The sequence below is a fragment of the Mucilaginibacter sp. CAU 1740 genome (genome assembly GCF_039839285.1).
GTDB lineage: Bacteria > Bacteroidota > Bacteroidia > Sphingobacteriales > Sphingobacteriaceae > Mucilaginibacter.
Genome location: NZ_JBDOQS010000001.1, coordinates 265,859 through 285,417 on the forward strand (window position 1 = coordinate 265,859; position 19,559 = coordinate 285,417).

Sequence of the window (19,559 nt, forward strand, 5' to 3'; positions counted from 1 at the left end):
AGTATGATGAAAATACAAATCACAATAGCGTTCATATTAGCATTGATGCTGGGCACCTCATTATCGGGCAATGCCCAGGCAAAAAGACACGCCAATGAGGATACCGAAAACTGGCGGTACGAACTGGAGGTAGTAGGAACCGGGGTAGAAGGGACTTACCTGGTTAAGGTATGGTCGTACTCAAAAAAGCCTGTAGTAGCTACCGAACAATCAAAAAAGAATGCGGTTCATGGCGTGATATTTAAAGGTTTTGCCGGTAAACGTGGTATTGAGGGTAAACCTCCCTTGGTTACCAACGTGAATATAGAGCAGGAAAAGCAACAGTTTTTTGATGACTTTTTTGCCGACGGTGGCAAGTACATGAAGTTTGTAAACTTAACTACAGATGGTGCAGTGGCTGCCGAAGACCGCATGAAAATAGGCAAAGAATACAAAGTAGGGGTAGTTGTTTCGGTAAATGTTGAACTACTGCGCAAAGACCTTGAAGATGCCGGTATTGTTAGATCGCTTAACTCAGGCTTTTAATTATTTGATCATGAAAAATAAAGTAAGCCTGATAGTAACAGCATTGCTGCTAACGGCATGCGGCAGCCCAAAATATGCCCCTAATTATTATACCCATCAAACAGAATGTATTGGTGTTGAGCTCGACGGATCGCAGATATTACGCGCCTGGGCCAATACCGGGCAGGAGGTCGATGCCATTGAAGCAGCTAAACGCAACGCCATAAAAGAAGTGTTATTTGGGGCAAACTATGCCGGCAAGCCGCTATGTGATAATAAACCCTTGCTTCCTGTACCCAATACCCTAACCAATAATCAAGGCTATTTCGCCAAGTTTTTTCAAAGTAATGGCGAGTATTTTAAATACGCGGTTTTGAACGAAGTTGATGGCGAAAAGGATTTTAAGAAGAACCCGGATGTTTACATCAAGGCTGGTTTTGTGATCAGGGTTTACAGGGCCGCATTAAAACAAAAGATGGCCGACGATGGCATTTCGAAATAAAAATTTAGCACAGATCATATGAAATTAAATATTATAAAAATAACCGCCCTAATGCTTTTAATGGGGCTCGGTTTCGCAAAACAGGGCTTTTCACAAGCCAAGAAACCTACCCTAATGGTTGTACCAAGCGATGTTTGGTGTAATACGCATGGTTTTATGACCACGTATGATAACCAGGGAACGAAGGAAAAAGTACCTGATTATAAAAGGGCCTTCCAGGAAAGTACTGACCTGATAGCCGTGATAGCCAAAATAAACGGACTTATGGCTAAAAGAGGTTTCCCGTTAAAAAATATGGAATCGGTAATAAAAAGCCTTGCCGCCGAAAGTGCTGAGGACGCCATGCTTACCTCAAAAGGGGGAAGTGCTGTTGCTGAAAGCCCTGTTGATAAACTTAAAAAAGTAGCCAAGGCCGATATCATTATCCAGTTAACCTGGGATGTTATTGCAACCGGCCCCAAAAAATCTGTCCGTTATATTTTACAGGGGCTTGATTCTTATACCGATAAGCAGATAGCAACGGCCGAAGGTACCGGTAACCCATCATTCGCTGCCGAAACTGCGGTGCTTTTAGAAGAGGCTGTTGTTGATAAAATGGATAATTTTTCGGCCAGTTTACAAACTTATTTCGACGATCTGTTTGCCAATGGACGTGAAATAACCATCCGCATTAAAAAATTCGATTCGTGGAGTGGAGACCTGGAAAAAGAATACGGAGGTAAAGAATTGAGTGAAGTTATTGATGATTGGATGAAGGCCAACACCCTTAAAGGTCGTTTCAGCACTACTGATGCAACCGAAAATATGATGTTTTTTGAGCAGGTACGTATCCCCCTTTATGATGCGGCGGGTAATGCCATAGATGCGCGTGGTTTTGCGCGTAAGCTTCAAAAGTTTCTGAATTCGCCGCCTTATTCAATCACCAATAAATTGATGACAAGGGGCCTGGGCCAGGCAACCATAGTACTTGGCGACAAATAACACACTAAAGAAACGATCATGAAAAAAATTATAACAATGTGTTTGGCCTTATTATGGTTTGCAACCGTACATGCTCAAACCAACACATCAAAAAATGAAAGCGATTTTGGCCGTATCATATTGGCAGCTTATGTATCACCCCAGGTTGAAAATATGCCCGAAGGTGCAAAAAACATGCTTTCGAATAAGCTGAACCAACTGATAACAGCAGGCGGAATGGGCGGAAATGCCGCCAACCAACGCTTTATCATTACGGCAAATACGGTGGTGGTTACTAAAGATATTACCTCAACGGCTCCGGTTATGACGGCCTTATCGCTTGATATTATATTTTATATAGGCGATGGCGTAGAGGGTAATAAATACGCCAGCACTACTGTAAGTATCAAAGGCGTTGGAACTAACGAGACCAAGGCATACATCGCGGCTATAAAAAATGTTAACGCCGAGAGCCCTTCATTACAAGCTTTTTTAAAAACCGGAAAGGAAAAAATAGTGCAGTACTATAAAACCCGTTGCGATTTTATTATGAAAGAGGCACAGGCACAAGCTAATCAGGGTAATTACGACAAGGCACTTTATATAGTGACATCGGTGCCGGAGGTTTGCAAGGAGTGCTATGTAAAATCGGTCGACGCTATCCCGGCGCTTTATAAAAAGCAAATTAATAAAGATTGCCAGATCAAATTATCGCAAGCCAAAGCAGCCTGGGCTGCTAATCAAAGTTATGAAGGCGCTAAAGCGGCCGGTGATATCGTATCGGAAATAGATCCCACTTCGGCTTGTTTTGGTGAAGTGAAAACCTTTATCAATCAAATAGGTAAAGGAATAAAAGATGAAAATAACAATGTTTGGAAATACACTTTTAAAGAACAGCAAAACCAGCTCGATGTTATAAAAGCGGCGCGTGATGTGGCTATAGCTTACGCTACACATCAGCCCGATATTTCTTATAGTGTTACAACCTGGTGGTAATATACAAAACGGGGCTTTGATACTTCAAAGTCCCGTTTTTTTTACCGATAATTTTAATGAGAGCAGTTTAATAAAAATTGATTTGAGCAGATGCCAGATCGATCTGATCTTATTGAAACGATCCTTTAAATTTTAAAAACACAATCCCTTCATTTACCAGCTGCGCATCTGCTTTGATCTGCCCATCAACCACAATAATTTTTATTTCCAACCCAACGTTATTATGCTGCCCCGGATCTATAAACGATAAAAACTTCACATTATCTGCCTTCACCAGCCGAAGCTTTTTATCAGCATAACTTTCTAAAACTTCTTTAACCATCTGCATCATGCAAACACCAGGCACAACCGGCTGCCCTGGGAAATGCCCTTTAAAAATATCATGCGTCGGGTTAAGGCTAATAGTTGTTTTAAGGAGGTTAGCTTCAACAAGAGGCTGAGTAAAAGTGAAGAAATTATTATTGAGCATCGTTTTTTTCAATACGTTTTAAGCCGATGTTGAATTTAAAGTTTTTATGGCTAATGCCGATAGTATCAGGGATGCCGTTGTGAAAACCGCTCATGATAGCCTGTACCACCGGCTTTCTATCCGAGGAGCGTTCCATGCGGATCAGTTCAGTTCCTGCTTTGTTGGTGATATAATAGTTGGCTCCTTTTTCCTGCGGAAAAACATAATACATAAAGTTTTCATCTTTGCGTAGGTAGCCTGTTGCCTGGTTTTGCTTTCGCATCATTACCAGCTCAAAATCTTTTTGCAGGGTAATGATCACCGGGCGTTTATCCATTTGTTTGATGATGTAATATACCTTAAACCCACCATCGGGCTTAAACTCAAAATCAAAAAACTTAAAGCCCATTTCGTTGCTGAACACCATGCGCACGCTTTTATCGGGCAGGGTTTTAATAAACAGCAAACCACTTAAATGGTGACCGCCAATTACGTCAACCTCCGTTTTGTAAAGCGCGCGGGTAAAATCGGGCGCAAACTTTTTGATCTCGCGTACATCACCCTCTGCCGGTTTCAGGTTTTTATAAACCGATTTGCAGCCGATCAGCATCAGCAGGCAGCTACTTAATAGCAAAAAGCGCGTCGGGAATTGTGGCATTGATCTCTTTATTAGTGAAATGGAGTGTGGTGCTATCGCCCGAACTTTCCAGCATCTGGATGGTGCTTACCGAGTAATCTTTTTTATCGATAGTGATCTCAATGGTTTTGAAAAATTCACTCAGCTGTTTGTTAATGGGGGAGAGGGCTACTAAATAATTACCCTTACTTTCGTAAACTGCCGATTTAAAATCACCGCTGTTGAGGGCAGTTCCTTGAATGCAATCCACCACAATTTTGTTAATCTGCTTAAATACTTTGTTTGATCGGGTAGATACTTTGTTTTCCTTCTGGCCATCTTTAATGTACACGTTATCCTTGTTCAGGATCATGAGGTAGCTGAAAGGTTGGCTGTATTCCATCCGCAGCATATCAGGTTTATGGTACCAGAACTTGCCTTTGGATGTGATCTTGTCTGAGAGCATGCTCAGGCTTTTTTCCTGGGTGAAATCGCTTTTAATGCTATTGGTTTTTTGGGCAACCTCGGCAAATTGCTGTTTGAATTTGGTAAGATCGGTAAGTTGGGTGTAGCCGGGGTGCTGGGCTTGGGTATTGAGTGAGACGAAAACAATCATCAAAGCCATTACCAATTTAAAAAGCAAGGGCCTGTGCGATTCCCCTCTCGAGAGGGGTGGAGGGGTGTGTTTCTGCGTCATTCTTAGATCGCGCGTAGAAACACACCCCTCCTCACGCTCATTCCCTTCGCTCCCCCTCTCAAGAGGGGAACTGAAAAACCGTATTCCATCTTTTATCATCTCACGCATAAGCCTGTAAATTTAGCATTTTATCCAACCGAACTATTTCATACCCCTGGGCTTTAGCCTGTTCAATAAACAATGGCAAAACCGAAATTGTTGCCTTGCCCGTATCATGAAACAGGAAAATAGCGCCGGGGTTTAAGCGGTGGGTTATCTTATTTAATAATTTTTGTTCTTCGGCAATAACTGTATCCATCGAGCGTATGCTCCAGCCAATAGGCACCATTCGACTTTTAACAATGGCTTTTTTTAAATTAGGATTGATCACCCCATAAGGAGGCCTAAATAACAGCGGACTTAAATTGATAGTCTGCCTCACAACCTGGTTTGCCAATAGTAGATCATCCAGCATTTTAGACGATGAAAATAGATCGAACCAAAAATGATGCGAAAAGCTATGGTTGCCGATGATGTGGCCCTGCTCATGAATTTGTTTCAGGATGGCCTCATTTCCGGCTATTCTGTTTCCGATGCAAAAGAATGCCGCCGGAACATCTTGCTGTTTTAGAATATTGAGTATTTGTGGTGTAGCAATAGCATCCGGTCCGTCATCAAAAGTAATAGCGATGATTTTTTTGCTCGTTTTGAGCGAGCACATCACCCGCATAAAAAAGTTGGATCCGATGTAATAGCACCCGTAAAATAATATCAGCGAATAAATAAAGATCAGCAGAACATAACCCCAAAGTGAAACACCTTCTGTAATATGCAGCCAAACCACCAAGCCCAACAGGCCAACAAAAAGGATATTGGTATTCCTGAAGTTTAACATGCCGAAAGCAAGATTAACGAATGATGGATATTTTGGTAGTGATTGTAAATGAGCACTCTTTTTAACGGAGTATCCGTAGTGCTTATTGCAGATGGGAAACTACCATTGCTGATAGCATTAGCCGCCAACCACAGGGCAAACGCCGATGAGGTTGGATATTCGCCACAAAGGTGTTTGTAGTTGATGGTTTGTTTGTTAGCAAACAGTGATTGCTCCAGTTGCTTGTAAATTCGATCATTAATTACGTCGCCATTTTTACCGTTGATGATGGCATCAATATCATTGATAATAATATTTTGCGCTGAGAGAAAATCGTTAATACGCTGCTCAATTTCGCTTAACCCAACTGGTTTATAAAAGCAGGATATCGCATCTATTTTAGCCAGATCATTTCCTGAAGCTTTATTACTCAACAGGAAAAAAGCGGAACCTTCGCCAGCCATTGTTTCCTTTTCAGGATTATCGAGAAGATTAAGATTTGAGGTTGTCGGCCAATGATATAAGCCCATCCTGCTTAAAATAGCATGACTGGTTGGTGTGATCTCATCAATGCCTCCCGCAAGCACAGTATCCGCGTCGCCTTCGTTTAACAGCATCATGGCATCGAGCAGAGCGTTTTCGAAAGATGCGCCGCCATTTACAAATGTGTTATTGTACCGGTGGCATTGAAGCAGCAAAGCTATCTGCGCGCTGATGGTATTATGTGTTGATTGAATAAACGCGGTTGGCGCAAGGGCTTCTTCGTTTTGAAGCACCAATTTGCTCAGGAAAGTGTTGGTATCTTCCAGGCAGCCGTAAGCTGTGCCTGTAACAATGGCATCGGGCGCTTCAATACCCGCTTGTTGCAAACAATCCATCCCCGTGGCAACACCCATTTTAATGATGCGGCTCATGCGGCGGATAAGTTTCGGGTCGATGAGCGATTTGTAATCAGGTTCTATACACGTAAGCTTGTTACCGGTATATTCAACCAACTCCTGAAGGAATGGCTGATTACCGAAGGTGTTTTGTGGCGATATGTTGCTTGCAGCCCTGATGTACATCGCCTATAATTTTGAAAATATTAATGATGAACAATTGCCCCCGAAGCCAAAGGAGTTGGATAGCACGTGTTTTATTTCCGGTTGTTTGGAAAAGCGGGTTTCGGGGGTAAATGGCAAACCTTCCATTGGTGTTTCAAATCTGAGGTTTGGATAGAGCATCCCTTTTTGAACCGCTAAAGCCGAATATACCGCTTCAATGCCTCCACTGGCCCCAAGTGTATGCCCGGTAAACGCTTTTGTTGAGCTCATTTTGGGATAATGCCCTGCAAATAATTTGCTGATGGCTGCCCCTTCAGAACTATCGTTGTTCTGCGTACCCGTACCGTGTAAGTTGATATAGCTAATATCAGCAGGTTGGAATCCGCTTCTTTTAAGTGCACCTTCCATGGCCATTAATGAGCCTGTGCCTTCGGGCGATGATGCCGTTTGGTGATAGGCGTCGTTGGCATTGCAATAGCCACTTAGCGAACAATAAATTTCTTTTTTGATAGAACAGGAATAGGCTACCCGTTCAGAAACCAACACCACATAACCCGCGCCTTCGCCAAGGTTAAGCCCGCGGCGGTTAGCATCGAAAGGTTGGCAGGGTTGTTTGTCTAATATCATGAGGGTGTTGAACCCGTTTAATGTAAAGCGCGTTAGGGCATCGGTTCCTCCGGCTATAACCACATCTAACAGGTTGTTTTTAATAAGCCTTGTGCCATACATGATGGCGTTGGCCGATGAAGAACAGGCCGTGCTGATGGTACTTACGTAATTTCTGATGCCCAACTTATCGGCAACTAAATTGGTAACCGCTCCGCATTCGTGGTTGATCGCATTGCGCAGGCGGCCCTTGGTATTATCATTTATAAAATCCCTGAAGAAATCTTCGGTTTTATCCATGCCACCAACAGTGTTAGCAGAGATAAAACCGGTTCGGAGGTTTGCATAGTTTTCGATCCCGGCATCCCTTAATGCTTCCTTCGCGGCGATTAAGCTCAACATAGCCGTACGGCTGATGACCGTTTTAAAGCCCGAAAGCTCAGCGAGTTCATCATTGCTCGATTTAACCTCTCCAACCGGAAACTCGTCCCGATGTTCCGTATCCAGATATTGAATAGGCGCGATGCCTGTTTCTCCCGATTCAAGCGATAGCAGGTTTTGGGCCACAGTGTTACCTATGGCCGAAATTACCCCCAGTCCGGCAATGAATACGGGTTGCTCCATTATTGCTTAAGCGTTCGGATTTTGATATCCCTCAATAAATTCGGCAATGGTGCGCACTGAGCGGAAAATTTTAGGACCATTTTCGGCGTTGGATAGCTTTACTTTATACTTCTGTTGTAACAACACAATCAGTTCCAAAGCATCTATCGAATCTAAACCAAGCCCATCACCAAAAAGCGGCTGATCATCGCCTATATCCTCCGGCTTTACATCCTGTAAGTTCAACTGCTCAATGATCTGCTCTTTCAGATCGGCGATTAATTTATCCATTTGCTGTACTGTAAATTTTATTAATATTTTCTGTTGTGAAGGCCGTTGTGCCTTCTTTCTCTATCAAAAACAAAACGGCTTTATAGCCCGAAGCCGTCATTTCAACCCACCCGCAAATACAGGCTTGCAATTGTCCAGTCTCCAATAAAAGGGAAACATAGCTGCCGATAAAACCCGCATCAAACCGTTCAAAAATATAAAAAGCGTTTTCGCCTTTAAAATGATGACGGATGCAGATCTCGCCGATAACAATATTGGGCAGTGTATAAACAAACAAGGCCGGACTTGCTATGTCCTTTGTCGATTCAAAATACCGCTTATCAGCGTCAAGACTCGAACTGGCATTGGTTAGCACCACGCCAATGTCTGTAGGCTGATATTTATCTTTATCAAAATCCTTCAGCAAAACCTCGGCGGCGAGCCAGCCCAGTTTGGCCAGGTTATCCATTTTATAAAACTTAGGATATTTTATCCCAAGGTGCTGATAAACCGAAAGCAAAAAGGCGGCAATATCATCATCGGCACCGATAAACATTTCTTCGTTATTATAACGAACGGTATTGTCGCTGATGCTGCAATGGAATGATATGTAAAACTGCTGGTTCAATTAAGGCTTCGTTTTTTCAATTGTTATAATTTGCTTTCAGCCTTAAGCGTTCCGCTTTCAGCTCCAAATTCAACCATATCCCTAAGGGTAATGGTGCGGGCCAGTTTGTGTAATGCTGTTTCGTGGTTTTTAACATATGGATTATCCAGATCCCATACATAGCCGGCCAGTACCGAGCAGATCTGGCTTTTAACAAGCGGATCCTGGTTATCAGCAAAAAATATGGTATCCAGCACGCCCTCATACCACGAGGTAACATATGAGCGGAAAGTATTTACGCCCTGCATCATGTGCTGCATGTATTCGGTATCCCAATCTACTGCCTCGCCGTTCAACTTGCGGATCACCAGTTTGGCCGCGGTTTGGCTCGATACCGTTGCCAGCGTTACGCCCGATGAAAATATAGGGTCTAAAAACTCGGTCACGTTACCCGTAAGTACAAAGCCATCACCATAAAACTTATCGGTAGTAGACGACCATGATTCTAAAGTTTTTGGAGCGAAGGCAAATTCCACATCTTCAAATCGTTCAGCGAAATATGGCTGCGAAGCTATCAGGTCACGTAAAATTTCTTCGTCGGTACCCTCGTATTGTTTAAAAAAATCCGGGTTGCCCACAAAGCCCAACGATGTAATGCCATTAGCAAACGGGATGATCCAGATCCAAACTCCGGGTTGGTGTACCACAATGGTGATGCGGTTAGGCTCATCTGCCATCGAGCGTTTTTTATCAACCGTATGCACAAACAACGCTTTACGCGGAACCTGTGTAGATGGCCTATCGAGGTTGAATAGTTTAGGGATCACCCGGCCGTAACCGCTGCCATCAATGATAAAACGGGCAGAGATATTGGTTTGATTACCTTCTTTGTCTTCAACCGTAGTTATCGAATCCTGGCCATTGAAAACGATGTTGGTAACCGAAGTTTCGTAATGAACAGGAACACCCATTTTTTCAACTGTATCTGCAAGGGTTTTATCAAAATCGGCACGGCGAACTTGCCAGGTCCAGTTATAGCCGGGGGTAAACTGATCAGCAAACTGGTAATCGCAAATTTTACCGTCTTTCACAAACTTGGCACCTGCTTTTTGCTGAAAGCCTTTTTCTGTTATTGCATCAACAAAACCGGCTTCGGTAAGCGCTTCCATGCAGCGTGGCAATAAACTTTCGCCAATTACAAAGCGCGGGAAAAGCTGTTTCTCTACAATTTTTACCTTGAAGCCGGCCTGGTGTACAATAGAAGCGGCTACCGTTCCTGCCGGGCCTGCGCCTATTACCAATACGTCTACCTGTTCTGTGTTCATGTTATAAAATTTCTTGTTGTGATTTGGTTAAGATTATGGCCGCGTTACAGCCCCCAAAGCCCGAGGCTATTTTGAGGCAATTGTTAAGCGGTTTTGATATGAGTTGGCTGCAAACATTTATCGGGTTATCATCGCCCTGTTTGCTGAAGCCTTTGGTTGGAATAATGGTATTTTGCTTTAATGATTGCGCGGATATGATCGCTTCAATAAGCCCCGAAGCACCTAATGTATGGCCGTAAAAACCTTTCAGGCTATTCAACGGCGTATTTTGCAGACCGGCCAGTGTTACGGCTTTGGCTTCCATTTCATCGTTATAAATAGTTGCCGTGCCATGGGCGGATATAAAGTCAATATCCTCCGGATTTAAACCGGCTGCATCCATCGCTTTGTTAATAGCAAAGTATAGCTCTTCACCTGTGCGCGATGGACCTGAAATGTGGTTGGCATCGTTGCTAACAGCGCCTGAAACCAATTCAACAACTTCGCCTTCTGGTTTTATTGCTGATAAAATAATGGTTGCCGCGCCTTCTCCTAAATTAATACCATCACGATCTACATCAAAGGGTTTGCATAGGCCTGTACTAACCGCCCGAAAGGATTGAAAGCCCGAAAGCACAAATTTAGAGATCACATCTGCACCAGCAACTACTGCATGATCATACTGGCCAGATTGAATTAACCTCATTCCGGTAATCATGGCGGCTAAACCCGAGATACAGGCATGTGAAATAACTACAGGCTCGTTTACAAAGCCGAAATGTTGAGCTATTTTTTTTGCTGAAGTATGCAGCGCTATCCGCTCGTCCAGTTCGGCACCCGGTGTTTCTGTTTCCAGCAGGCTGATATTGCCTTTGGTGGTAGAAATGATGAGCGCGGTGGTTTTGCCGGATATATTTTTATCTACTCCAAACAAAGTTTCCGTTAAAGAAGCGATAATGAGGTGCTCGAATTTGGTCCAGCATTCATCAGTTTGAAAATATCCTTTTTCAAATAACGATGCGAAAAAGGGGGCGTCAGAAAAAGCTTTATTATTATGTTGCCTCACGCCCGTAAAGCCGTTAACTAAATGCTCAAAGTTTTGCGCAGTTGTAGCGCCCAGGGGCGAGGTAATATTATCGGCAACAAGGTAAACCTTCTTCATCGTGGCGTTCTGTTATATCAAACCTTGTTGTTGTTTCCAATCCAAAAAGAAATCCGGGTTAGTGAGTTGGAGTTCAAAATTATCCTTACGCACAAATACCTGTACCGTCGAACCTTTAACTATCAGTTCGCCGGTTTTTGCGTTGAGCAGGCGGTAAGTAAAATTGATCTTGGCCGATTCGGTAGGGGTATAGGTGGTTTCGATGATCACCCTGTCCTCATACCTCAAAAAACGTTTATAATCGCAGTTTACATTAACAATGGGCACAACATAGCCCGCGTTATATACATCCATATAACCCAGGCCATATTGTTTGCCGAATGCCTCACGGCCATCTTCAAAATAGCGGATATAGTTGCCATGCCAAACCACGCCCAGCATATCCACATCGCTGAATTTAACTTCTATTTCGATAGTATTTGTTAACGATTGCTGCAAAACGCTGTTGGCTTAGTATTTTTTGAAACGTTCGAAATCAGAACCAAAATCATCCAGGATCACCGGCCATGGATGTGCCCAGTAATTTCTGAACCCAAAACCGCGACTGTTGCCGGTGCGGAAAACGGTATATAAAACGGTTTTCTTATCCATATCAACAAAAGTGATCCAGGCACCGCCCTGCGCGCGGCCTTTATCCATACCTTCAACAATCAGCATCATACCGATACCTTTATTGCCTAAAAAATCATAGTTTTTTATGATCGTATCGATGTCCTTTTCAGTCAGCGATTTAAAATGATCAGGATTGGTATCAAAAAAGTTTTTGGTAAGGGCGGCATTCACTTTTTCGGTAACATTCATAGCGAAGGCGACTGAAGTGCGGTGTACCGCGCGGGCAGGATTGTACTTTTTAGGTTCTTTTAAAAAGAAGTTTTCCCAAAGTGGGATGTATTTGCCAACAAATTCGGCGTTGATCAATTCTTTCCTGTAAGCCTCTTCCGAGCCAATGAATTTCATCTGCGAAAAATCCATACCTAACCAGGTAATAGGCGTTTTTTCGTCGAAAATTTCGGCTTTGGTTTGGGCTGATACCGGTTGTAAAAACAAGCCAGATAAGGCCAGTAGTAAACTCAGTTTAATTGCGGTTTTTTTCATGGTTGATATTATTGTTGGGGTTGTATAAAAATTTTCATTTCGCATTGGGCTAACGTTTCGCCCTTGCTGGTTATTTTGCCTTTAATGATGGTTACATCGAAAACCTGGTTCTCTATTTTAACTTCAGTTTCGATGGTATCACCAACTTTTGGCAATGCAAGTACCTCGAGGTTTTTTATCGCACCTATAAAGCCTGGTTGTACCGCCTTACCCAATAGTTGGGCCGCATATCCAGCACCTGCCGCCGCTGTTTGGGCAATATTTTCGGCCAAACCTGCTTCGCTTAGCTCGCCATCGTTTACCAAAACATTGTTGGGCAATACCAGCAGCGAGGTGCGTGTGGTATCTTCTGATGCCGATATCAGTGTATCAACCATTACAAATGGCCGTCGCTGGGGTATCAAAGCCAAAACATCTGTTGTTGGTAAGGTCATCGTTTATTGCCAAAAATTATAGTAGTTGTACCATTGTTCGGGGTACGTTTTTACCTTGTTTTCAAAACTGGTTATAAAATCAGTTGTTAGTTGCTTCATTGCTTCACCTTTTGGCAGTTCCGAATAGTCTTTTACCGGACTTGAGAAAAAGTGATAATGCAGCGCGCTTTCCTTCAGGGCGTAAACAAATGTTACCGGTACTTTAAATTTTTCGGCCATTACAAAAGGCCCTGCCGGAAATTTCGCTTCCTCACCTAAAAACTCCATGGTGATGGTTTTATTGCCTTCAACATACCTATCGGCATGCATACAAACCAGTTCGTTATTCTGAAACGCCGCGTTGATCTGGAAAATATGTGACAGGTCGTTTTTGATCACGATGATGTTTATTTTCCGCTCGCCTGTCACCGAATCCATGTACTGCTTGATCTGCTTGTCTTCGCCATCAAACATCACAATATTAATGCGGGTTTTGATGTGATCGAGGATCTCGCCGGCTATTTCCCAACTGCCAATGTGTGCGCTAAGCAACAATCCTCCACGGTTCATGGCTGCTATGGCCTCAAGGTTTTCGCGCCCGTCAAAATTAAAAGTGAATTTGTTGGGGATGCCTGACATCATCACCACCTTATCGATAATACTTTGCCCAAACAGGTAGTAATTGCGATAAAGCTTCAACAGCGATTTTACCTTGCCGAAACCTAACCGCTTATGGAAATAATAATAGGTGCCTTTGGATGTTTGCCACGAAAACAGGAAGTAGTAAAGCGCCACAAACCTAAGCATAAAATAGGCGGGCCTTACGCCTGCCGTTTTTAAAACGCTAACAAAAATGCGGTAACCAAGGGGAGTGCCTTTTGATTTTCCCTGCCAGGCGGGCATTATGCAAGCTCTTTAGGTTGTACGCGTGATAGTACGTAATCGTAAAAATCCTGGAAGGTAACGATGCCGGTAAAATCTTCTGGTTTTACTTTGAACGCGAAGTTGCTTTCAATCACTACTACAAGGTCGATATAATCAAGGCTATCCAGGTCGAGCGTTTCTTTCAGGTTTGCTGTGGGTACCATTTTTTCTGCATCCACCTCAAATTCCTCGGCCAGGAAGCTGTTAATTCTTTCAATAATCTCTTCAATTTGCATAATGGCTGGGTTTAAATATATTTTTTAATAATCAGGGACGAGTTAGTGCCGCCAAACCCAAACGAGTTCGACAGGAATACATCTATATTTTTTTCGACGGTTTCGGTAGCGATATTCAGCTTAGCCGAATCTTCATCGGGGGTTTCAAAATTAATGTTTGGTGCCACGAACGAATTTTGCATCATCAGCATCGAATACACAATTTCGCTCGCTCCGGCCATCCAGCACTCATGGCCTGTCATGGATTTGGTGGAGCTTACCAGCGGTTTGTATTCGCCAAAAACTTCATCAATGGCTTTAGCCTCGCTGGCATCACCGGCGGGAGTTGATGTTGCGTGGGCATTGATATAATCAATTTCAGATGCCGGCATGCCAGCATCCTTCAACGCCATATTTAATGATCGTACAGGGCCTTCAACCGTAGGGTTTGAGATATGCGCCCCATTTGATGAAAAGCCGTAACCTACAACCTCGCCCAAAATGGTAGCACCTCTTTTTAGTGCTGAATCCAGGCTTTCGAGGATCACAGTAGCCGCGCCGCCGCTGGGCACCAACCCGTCGCGGTCACGATCAAAGGGGCGGGAGGCTTTGGCCGGATCGGCTTCATGTATTGAAAATGCCGAAAGCGCATCAAAACTCCCCATCGAATAATGGCTTAGTTCCTGCGCGCCGCCGCAAATAATGCAATCCTGTAAGCCGCTTTTTATCAGGTGGTAACCCATCCCGATAGAGTGCGAACCGCTGGCACAAGCCGCGCTTATGGTAAAATTAATCCCGCGCAGCTTGAATATAGTAGCCAGGTTCATGGTAACGGTAGAGTTCATGGTTTGAAAAACCGCTCCCGAACCGATGAGCATCGTGTCTTTTTTCTCGCGGATAATATCGGTGGTTTCAATAACGGCTTTGGCGGTGCTGTCGTTGCCGTATAAAATGCCAACATCGGTTTTGGCAATATAATCAGTGTCGATACCTGCTTGTTCCAGTGCCTGTGCTGTGGCAATGTAGGCGTATTCGCCCTGCTCGGGCAACATGATACGTGCCCTGCGATCAAGAGTACCTTTAAGGTTAGGCTTTTCAACCGTACCAGTAAGGCCTGAGCGGTAGCCAAAATCTTTACGGATGGGATCATAAACAATACCCGACCGGCCCGCGTAAAGGGACTCTTTAACTTCATCAAGATTTTTCCCAATACACGAATAGATACCCATCCCTGTTATCACAACCCTATTCATATTTGAGCAAAAACTTGTAGTACATAGTCAACAAAATGCAATAAAAATACAAAAAAATAAAACTTTATTGGTTTTTGTATCCTTGGCGTTACCGCTACTTTAAATATCGGCTATTAAAATATCGCTATCCTAATAGCTGGTGGTTAAGTTTATATTAAGAGTTAATTACTCTTTTGTTTGTTACTTACTTTTTAAGTTCTTGCACTCGTTTGTAACGAGTGCTTAACGTGGCGCTGCGATTGTATCGCGCGCCCATGCGTTAAAAACGCAAACCCATTTTAAGCACTCGATGCAATCGAGCGCAAGGTTTTGGGTGTTGGTTCGTTTTACGAATACAACCCACCATTTATCGAAAGCACCTCAGCAGTAATATAAGCCGCCTCAGGCGATGCTAAAAATCCCACCGCATGGGCAACCTCTTCGGGTGTACCAAATCTTTTCAATGGTACCATCGCTTTCAATTCCTTTTCATCCAGTCCAGCCGTCATGTCGGTGGCTATAAAGCCTGGAGCAACCGCGTTTACCGTGACACCACGACGACCAACCTCTTGTGCCAATGCTTTGGTAGCGCCGATAACGCCCGCTTTGGCAGCCGAGTAGTTCACCTGTCCAGGTAAACCTTTCAATCCCGATAGCGAAACCACGTTTACAATGCGGCCATATTTTTTTACCAGCATGCTATTAAGCACCAGGCGGGTAACGTAGAAGAATCCGTTCAGACTGGTGTTCAATACACCGTCCCATTGTTCATCCTTCATCCACATCATCAGGCCATCATCCTTAATGCCGGCGTTGTTTATCAAAATTTCAATGTACTTTTCGGTATTGGTTTCTATCCAGCTACCTAATTTTTGCTGAATATCGTTTTTATCGGCTACGTCAAATTGCAGTAACTCACCATCGCCGCCGTTTTCCCTGATCTGGGCGAGGGTATTGTTAGCTTCCTCAACGTTACCTTTATAGTTTACCAGCACGTAATAACCCATGGCTGCCATTTTATAGCAAATGGCCCTGCCAATTCCTCTCGAACCTCCGGTTACTAATGCACATTTCATAAGATATATTGGATGTTAAAAGGTTTAATAGATTCAGGAAATAAGTTCGGCGTTTTCCAGCCAGTTCTTTACGTTTTTCAGATCAGGATATTTAGGCTGATCCTCTACAAACTTAGGGAAGATAGCCCGTAAGTCTGTATAAACTTTGTTGGTTTGAGTGGATAGTTTATCAGCACAATCAAGATAGTCAACAGCTTGCAACAAAGTCATGGCCTGGATAGCCAGTACCTCGAAACTGTTATCAATTACTTTTTTAGTTAACAATGCCGCGTTACAGCCCATACTTACAATATCCTGGTTATCATTATTGTTCGGGATGCTGTGTACGTACATCGGGTACGAAAGGGTTTGGTTTTCGGCAACGGTTGAAGTGGCTGTAAACTGCATACCCTGCATGCCGAAGTTGAAACCAAGCACACCTAAGTTCAGGAATGGCGGGAATTTTTGGTTCAGCTTATCATTCAGCAAATAATTCAATTGCCTTTCGGATAACATGGATAAGCGGGTAACCCCTATCTTCAACTTATCCATCTCCAACGAAACATAATCGCCGTGAAAATTACCGCCATGGAAAATATTGTGGTTTTCATGATCGATAACCGGGTTATCATTTGCCGAATTCAGTTCATCAATAACCACATGCTCGGCATGGGCAATGGTATCATAAACCGGTCCGAGGATCTGTGTTACGCAACGCAGCGAATAGTATTCCTGCACCTTATCCTCAAAAACTTCCTGATCGATATTTTCAGGATTGTATAAATGTTCCGAACGGCTGCGAACCATTTGGCTATCATTTAAGATTTTCCTTAACTGGGCTGCAACCGCGTTTTGCCCGGTATGGTGTTTTACACGATTTAGCTCTTCTGAATAATGATCATCAAAAGCGCCCACAACCTCATTGATCATGGCCGATAATCTAACTGACCAACCCAAAAGCTTTTTAGCTCGAACAATATTCAGCAACCCAAGGCCGGTCATAGCCGAAGTACCATTGATGATGGCCAGCCCTTCGCGGATATGGATCTGAAGTGGTTTAATGTTTAGTTTTTCAAAAACAACAGCGGTTGGCTGTACTTCGCCGTTATAAATCACCTCACCCTCGCCAATTAAAACCAGGCCAAGGTGGGCCAACTGTACCAAATCGCCGCTGGCACCTACGCCGCCATGTTCAAATATGCAGGGGGTAATGTTTTTGTTGATAAGTTCGGCAAGGAGGCTTACCAACTCGGGATGCACGCCCGAGTGGGCCTGCATAAAGCTGTTTAACCGGGCGAGCATCAGCGCTTTTACTAACTGAGGCTGCATTAAATTCCCCCCGCCCGAAGCATGGCTTCGGATCAAGTTGTACTGCAATTGCAACCGGTTTTCATCGCTTACCTTATATTGCGCCATAGGGCCAAAGCCGGTATTGATGCCATAAATCAACTTGTTGGCCGAAAACCCGCCCAAAAAATTAAAGCTGGCTTCCACGTTTTTCAACGCCTGTTCATCCGGAACAACGGTGCTGTTTTTAAAAATTACCTGGTAAAAATCATCCAGCGTTAGGGCCTTCCCTCCAACCTGTAACATCGGCGCAATAGTTTTTAATAAGGTTTGATCACTCGTTTCCACAAAATCAGCGCGAAAATAAGGTAAATGTTCGGATTTAGGAATGGGTATTAAACGGTTTGTGGGTGGGGGTATTGTGCGTGGAGTTCTCAGTTGTTTCTCGCAAAGGCGTTAAGACGCAAGGTTTTTTATATGTTGAGTGTCTGTTGGAGAGTTAAGGCTCGCAAAGGCGCTAAGACGCAAAGATTTTTGGTGGATTGCGTTGAGTGGATATTGTAGAATTAAGCTCGCAAAGGCGCTAAGACGCAAAGTTTTTGAAAGCTGTTTAGTTTAATTGTTTTTAATGTAGATATCCACGATATGCGCCTCCTCACAAAAAAACTCACCCGCTTTTACAACTTCTTTACGTCATAAAACTGTCCAACTATCCACAAAAAGCCTTCGCGCCTCCGAATCTTTGTGTGCTTAAAACTCACCAACCATCCACAAAAAAACTTTGCGTCTTAGCGCCTTTGCGTGCCTATTTAGCCTTCATGCTTATTCCAAGTTCTTTGCGTACCCTTGAACACAAAAATTTAACGTTTAATTTAACCCGAAACAATAACTTTGTAAAGCAACAAACGTAAACCCACAAAACCCCTAATAAAAACCTGGACTGAAGCCGGTACGTGCGATTGAATGATATATGACGGATAACTTACAACTTATACAGGCAAAGTTTAAACAATTACAGGTATGCGTTATTATACCCACCTATAATAACGAGGGCACGCTGGCTAACGTCATTACCGATGTTTTAGCTTACACCGACCAGGTTATTGTGGTTAACGATGGCTCGACAGATAGCACACCGGCTATTATTCAATCATTTCCGCAAATAAAATCCGTTGGCTACACCCAAAATGTAGGGAAAGGCTGGGCTTTACGCAAAGCATTTGAGTTTGCGACAGAACAGGGTTACCAATACGCCATCACAATAGATTCGGACGGGCAGCATTTTGCCGCCGATCTGCCTGCTTTTATCGAAAAACTGAAACAGGAACCTGGAGCGCTTATCATCGGTTCGCGTAATATGGAGCAATCATCCGTGCCTGGGAAAAGCAGTTTCGGGCACAAATTTTCCAATTTTTGGTTTTGGGTTGAGACGGGGATAAAATGTCCGGACACGCAATCTGGTTACCGTTTGTATCCTATCTATTTATTAAAAGATACCAAATTCATCACCCGTAAATACGAGTTTGAGATAGAAGTAATAGTGCGCGCCGCATGGAAAGGCATTAAGATAGATTGGGTGCCTGTGAAAGTTTACTACGCACCAAAAGAAACCAGGATCTCGCACTTTCGTCCCTTTCAGGATTTTTCGCGCATCAGCTTACTGAATACTTTTTTAGTGATCATCACCTTTGCCTGGATCAAACCACGTGATTTTTTTCGGACGCTTTTTGATAAAAAAAAAGCAAAGCTAATGCTCAAAAATCTATTCTTTAACCCTGCGCATTCGCCGCAGCTAAAGGCAAAATCGGTAGCGTTTGGTGTATTTATGGGGATAGTGCCCATATGGGGTTTTCAGCTATTGGTGGCTATTTCGCTGGCTATCATTTTGAGGTTAAATAAAGCTATTGTGATTACGGCGGCGCATATCAGTTTTCCGCCCATGATCCCGGTAATCATTTTTTTGAGTTACAAAACCGGCAAACTTTGGATGGGCGGTAAGGATGTAGAGATCCCGCTGGATAAAATTTCGCTCAAATCTATCGGCGAACACCTCGAACAATATCTTTACGGCAGTATTTCGCTGGCCATTATTGCCGGTATTACGGCCGGATTGCTCACTTTTGCTTTGTTAAAGCTGTTTAAGCGGAGGCCTGTAGCCGCGTTGTAG

23 protein-coding genes are annotated in these 19,559 nt (G+C 43.5%); 5 read left to right on the forward strand and 18 right to left on the reverse strand.

The features are described 5' to 3' along the window. Window positions 1–3 precede the first annotated feature (3 nt). Genes AAFN85_RS01200 through AAFN85_RS01215 form a run of 4 tightly spaced genes read left to right on the forward strand, consistent with a single transcriptional unit; the run spans window position 4 to window position 2,962 of the window. Window positions 4–525 carry a hypothetical protein gene (locus AAFN85_RS01200; RefSeq protein ID WP_347525124.1) on the forward strand — a complete coding sequence of 174 codons (522 nt, stop codon included), beginning with the start codon at window positions 4–6 and terminating at the stop codon, window positions 523–525. Between the two features lie 10 nt (window positions 526–535). Beyond that, window positions 536–1,006 (forward strand): hypothetical protein, encoded by a 471-nt coding sequence (locus AAFN85_RS01205; protein ID WP_347525125.1) that lies wholly within the window; start codon window positions 536–538, stop codon window positions 1,004–1,006. A gap of 18 nt (window positions 1,007–1,024) precedes the next feature. After that, window positions 1,025–1,987, forward strand: a complete 963-nt coding sequence (locus AAFN85_RS01210) for a DUF6175 family protein (RefSeq protein ID WP_347525126.1) — start codon at window positions 1,025–1,027, stop codon at window positions 1,985–1,987. A gap of 18 nt (window positions 1,988–2,005) precedes the next feature. Further along, complete coding sequence (locus AAFN85_RS01215; RefSeq protein ID WP_347525127.1) at window positions 2,006–2,962, forward strand: hypothetical protein; 957 nt, start codon at window positions 2,006–2,008, stop codon at window positions 2,960–2,962. Between the two features lie 109 nt (window positions 2,963–3,071). Here the strand turns inward: AAFN85_RS01215 and AAFN85_RS01220 are convergent, their stop codons facing one another. The 18 genes from AAFN85_RS01220 to AAFN85_RS01305 all read right to left on the reverse strand — a co-directional run bounded on the left by AAFN85_RS01220 (window position 3,072) and on the right by AAFN85_RS01305 (window position 17,698). Then, complete coding sequence (locus AAFN85_RS01220) at window positions 3,072–3,431, reverse strand: hypothetical protein (protein ID WP_347525128.1); 360 nt, start codon at window positions 3,429–3,431, stop codon at window positions 3,072–3,074. Next, a complete protein-coding gene (locus AAFN85_RS01225) occupies window positions 3,421–4,068 on the reverse strand; it encodes a hypothetical protein (protein ID WP_347525129.1) in 648 nt (215 codons plus the stop codon). The genes AAFN85_RS01220 and AAFN85_RS01225 overlap by 11 nt, the downstream gene beginning before the upstream one ends. Next, window positions 4,031–4,651 carry an outer membrane lipoprotein carrier protein LolA gene (locus tag AAFN85_RS01230; protein WP_347525130.1) on the reverse strand — a complete coding sequence of 207 codons (621 nt, stop codon included), beginning with the start codon at window positions 4,649–4,651 and terminating at the stop codon, window positions 4,031–4,033. The genes AAFN85_RS01225 and AAFN85_RS01230 overlap by 38 nt, the downstream gene beginning before the upstream one ends. 172 nt (window positions 4,652–4,823) lie before the next feature. Then, window positions 4,824–5,597, reverse strand: coding sequence for a polysaccharide deacetylase family protein (locus AAFN85_RS01235; RefSeq protein ID WP_347525131.1), 774 nt, complete (start codon window positions 5,595–5,597; stop codon window positions 4,824–4,826). Continuing rightward, a complete protein-coding gene (locus tag AAFN85_RS01240; RefSeq protein ID WP_347525132.1) occupies window positions 5,591–6,640 on the reverse strand; it encodes a beta-ketoacyl synthase chain length factor in 1,050 nt (349 codons plus the stop codon). Before AAFN85_RS01240 ends, AAFN85_RS01235 begins: the two co-directional genes overlap by 7 nt. Window positions 6,641–6,643: 3 nt before the next feature. Beyond that, the gene (locus AAFN85_RS01245) at window positions 6,644–7,849 is read right to left on the reverse strand and encodes a beta-ketoacyl-[acyl-carrier-protein] synthase family protein (protein ID WP_347525133.1); all 1,206 of its coding nucleotides are present in this window, start codon (window positions 7,847–7,849) and stop codon (window positions 6,644–6,646) included. A gap of 6 nt (window positions 7,850–7,855) precedes the next feature. After that, window positions 7,856–8,119, reverse strand: a complete 264-nt coding sequence (locus tag AAFN85_RS01250; RefSeq protein ID WP_347525134.1) for a phosphopantetheine-binding protein — start codon at window positions 8,117–8,119, stop codon at window positions 7,856–7,858. After that, window positions 8,112–8,726 carry a hypothetical protein gene (locus AAFN85_RS01255; protein WP_347525135.1) on the reverse strand — a complete coding sequence of 205 codons (615 nt, stop codon included), beginning with the start codon at window positions 8,724–8,726 and terminating at the stop codon, window positions 8,112–8,114. The genes AAFN85_RS01250 and AAFN85_RS01255 overlap by 8 nt, the downstream gene beginning before the upstream one ends. Window positions 8,727–8,749: 23 nt before the next feature. Continuing rightward, window positions 8,750–10,030: an NAD(P)/FAD-dependent oxidoreductase gene (locus AAFN85_RS01260; protein ID WP_347525136.1), complete on the reverse strand. Its 1,281-nt coding sequence runs from the start codon at window positions 10,028–10,030 to the stop codon at window positions 8,750–8,752. A 1-nt stretch (window position 10,031) separates the two neighbouring features. Beyond that, window positions 10,032–11,171 (reverse strand): beta-ketoacyl synthase N-terminal-like domain-containing protein, encoded by a 1,140-nt coding sequence (locus tag AAFN85_RS01265; protein ID WP_347525137.1) that lies wholly within the window; start codon window positions 11,169–11,171, stop codon window positions 10,032–10,034. Window positions 11,172–11,183: 12 nt separating this feature from the next. Then, the gene (locus tag AAFN85_RS01270) at window positions 11,184–11,609 is read right to left on the reverse strand and encodes an acyl-CoA thioesterase (RefSeq protein ID WP_347525138.1); all 426 of its coding nucleotides are present in this window, start codon (window positions 11,607–11,609) and stop codon (window positions 11,184–11,186) included. 12 nt (window positions 11,610–11,621) lie between these two features. Next, window positions 11,622–12,266, reverse strand: a complete 645-nt coding sequence (locus AAFN85_RS01275) for a hypothetical protein (RefSeq protein ID WP_347525139.1) — start codon at window positions 12,264–12,266, stop codon at window positions 11,622–11,624. Between the two features lie 8 nt (window positions 12,267–12,274). Beyond that, on the reverse strand, window positions 12,275–12,700 hold the full coding sequence (locus tag AAFN85_RS01280; RefSeq protein ID WP_347525140.1) for a 3-hydroxyacyl-ACP dehydratase: 426 nt from the start codon (window positions 12,698–12,700) through the stop codon (window positions 12,275–12,277). A 3-nt stretch (window positions 12,701–12,703) separates the two neighbouring features. After that, window positions 12,704–13,582 carry a hypothetical protein gene (locus AAFN85_RS01285; RefSeq protein ID WP_347525141.1) on the reverse strand — a complete coding sequence of 293 codons (879 nt, stop codon included), beginning with the start codon at window positions 13,580–13,582 and terminating at the stop codon, window positions 12,704–12,706. Further along, window positions 13,582–13,839, reverse strand: coding sequence for a phosphopantetheine-binding protein (locus tag AAFN85_RS01290; RefSeq protein ID WP_347525142.1), 258 nt, complete (start codon window positions 13,837–13,839; stop codon window positions 13,582–13,584). The genes AAFN85_RS01285 and AAFN85_RS01290 overlap by 1 nt, the downstream gene beginning before the upstream one ends. Window positions 13,840–13,850: 11 nt before the next feature. After that, window positions 13,851–15,071 carry a beta-ketoacyl-[acyl-carrier-protein] synthase family protein gene (locus tag AAFN85_RS01295; RefSeq protein WP_347525143.1) on the reverse strand — a complete coding sequence of 407 codons (1,221 nt, stop codon included), beginning with the start codon at window positions 15,069–15,071 and terminating at the stop codon, window positions 13,851–13,853. Window positions 15,072–15,397: 326 nt separating this feature from the next. Then, entirely contained in the window at window positions 15,398–16,126 is a 729-nt protein-coding gene (gene fabG, locus AAFN85_RS01300) for a 3-oxoacyl-ACP reductase FabG (protein ID WP_347525144.1), read from the reverse strand. Window positions 16,127–16,159: 33 nt separating this feature from the next. Then, window positions 16,160–17,698, reverse strand: coding sequence for an aromatic amino acid ammonia-lyase (locus AAFN85_RS01305; RefSeq protein ID WP_347525145.1), 1,539 nt, complete (start codon window positions 17,696–17,698; stop codon window positions 16,160–16,162). Window positions 17,699–18,362: 664 nt separating this feature from the next. On the opposite strand from AAFN85_RS01305, the gene AAFN85_RS01310 reads away from it, so the two are divergent. Beyond that, window positions 18,363–19,559, forward strand: coding sequence for a DUF2062 domain-containing protein (locus AAFN85_RS01310; RefSeq protein WP_347525146.1), 1,197 nt, complete (start codon window positions 18,363–18,365; stop codon window positions 19,557–19,559).

Excerpts from the sequence above, each read along its gene's own strand:
- AAFN85_RS01200 (WP_347525124.1), top strand. The coding sequence starts at position 4 with ATGATGAAAATACAAATCACAATAGCGTTCATATTAGCATTGATGCTG.
- AAFN85_RS01205 (WP_347525125.1), top strand. The coding sequence starts at position 536 with ATGAAAAATAAAGTAAGCCTGATAGTAACAGCATTGCTGCTAACGGCA.
- AAFN85_RS01210 (WP_347525126.1), top strand. The coding sequence starts at position 1,025 with ATGAAATTAAATATTATAAAAATAACCGCCCTAATGCTTTTAATGGGG.
- AAFN85_RS01215 (WP_347525127.1), top strand. The coding sequence starts at position 2,006 with ATGAAAAAAATTATAACAATGTGTTTGGCCTTATTATGGTTTGCAACC.
- AAFN85_RS01220 (WP_347525128.1), bottom strand. The coding sequence starts at position 3,431 with ATGCTCAATAATAATTTCTTCACTTTTACTCAGCCTCTTGTTGAAGCT.
- AAFN85_RS01225 (WP_347525129.1), bottom strand. The coding sequence starts at position 4,068 with ATGCCACAATTCCCGACGCGCTTTTTGCTATTAAGTAGCTGCCTGCTG.
- AAFN85_RS01230 (WP_347525130.1), bottom strand. The coding sequence starts at position 4,651 with ATGGCTTTGATGATTGTTTTCGTCTCACTCAATACCCAAGCCCAGCAC.
- AAFN85_RS01235 (WP_347525131.1), bottom strand. The coding sequence starts at position 5,597 with ATGTTAAACTTCAGGAATACCAATATCCTTTTTGTTGGCCTGTTGGGC.
- AAFN85_RS01240 (WP_347525132.1), bottom strand. The coding sequence starts at position 6,640 with ATGTACATCAGGGCTGCAAGCAACATATCGCCACAAAACACCTTCGGT.
- AAFN85_RS01245 (WP_347525133.1), bottom strand. The coding sequence starts at position 7,849 with ATGGAGCAACCCGTATTCATTGCCGGACTGGGGGTAATTTCGGCCATA.
- AAFN85_RS01250 (WP_347525134.1), bottom strand. The coding sequence starts at position 8,119 with ATGGATAAATTAATCGCCGATCTGAAAGAGCAGATCATTGAGCAGTTG.
- AAFN85_RS01260 (WP_347525136.1), bottom strand. The coding sequence starts at position 10,030 with ATGAACACAGAACAGGTAGACGTATTGGTAATAGGCGCAGGCCCGGCA.
- AAFN85_RS01265 (WP_347525137.1), bottom strand. The coding sequence starts at position 11,171 with ATGAAGAAGGTTTACCTTGTTGCCGATAATATTACCTCGCCCCTGGGC.
- AAFN85_RS01275 (WP_347525139.1), bottom strand. The coding sequence starts at position 12,266 with ATGAAAAAAACCGCAATTAAACTGAGTTTACTACTGGCCTTATCTGGC.
- AAFN85_RS01280 (WP_347525140.1), bottom strand. The coding sequence starts at position 12,700 with ATGACCTTACCAACAACAGATGTTTTGGCTTTGATACCCCAGCGACGG.
- AAFN85_RS01285 (WP_347525141.1), bottom strand. The coding sequence starts at position 13,582 with ATGCCCGCCTGGCAGGGAAAATCAAAAGGCACTCCCCTTGGTTACCGC.
- AAFN85_RS01290 (WP_347525142.1), bottom strand. The coding sequence starts at position 13,839 with ATGCAAATTGAAGAGATTATTGAAAGAATTAACAGCTTCCTGGCCGAG.
- AAFN85_RS01295 (WP_347525143.1), bottom strand. The coding sequence starts at position 15,071 with ATGAATAGGGTTGTGATAACAGGGATGGGTATCTATTCGTGTATTGGG.
- fabG (WP_347525144.1), bottom strand. The coding sequence starts at position 16,126 with ATGAAATGTGCATTAGTAACCGGAGGTTCGAGAGGAATTGGCAGGGCC.
- AAFN85_RS01305 (WP_347525145.1), bottom strand. The coding sequence starts at position 17,698 with ATGTTACAGGTTGGAGGGAAGGCCCTAACGCTGGATGATTTTTACCAG.
- AAFN85_RS01310 (WP_347525146.1), top strand. The coding sequence starts at position 18,363 with ATGACGGATAACTTACAACTTATACAGGCAAAGTTTAAACAATTACAG.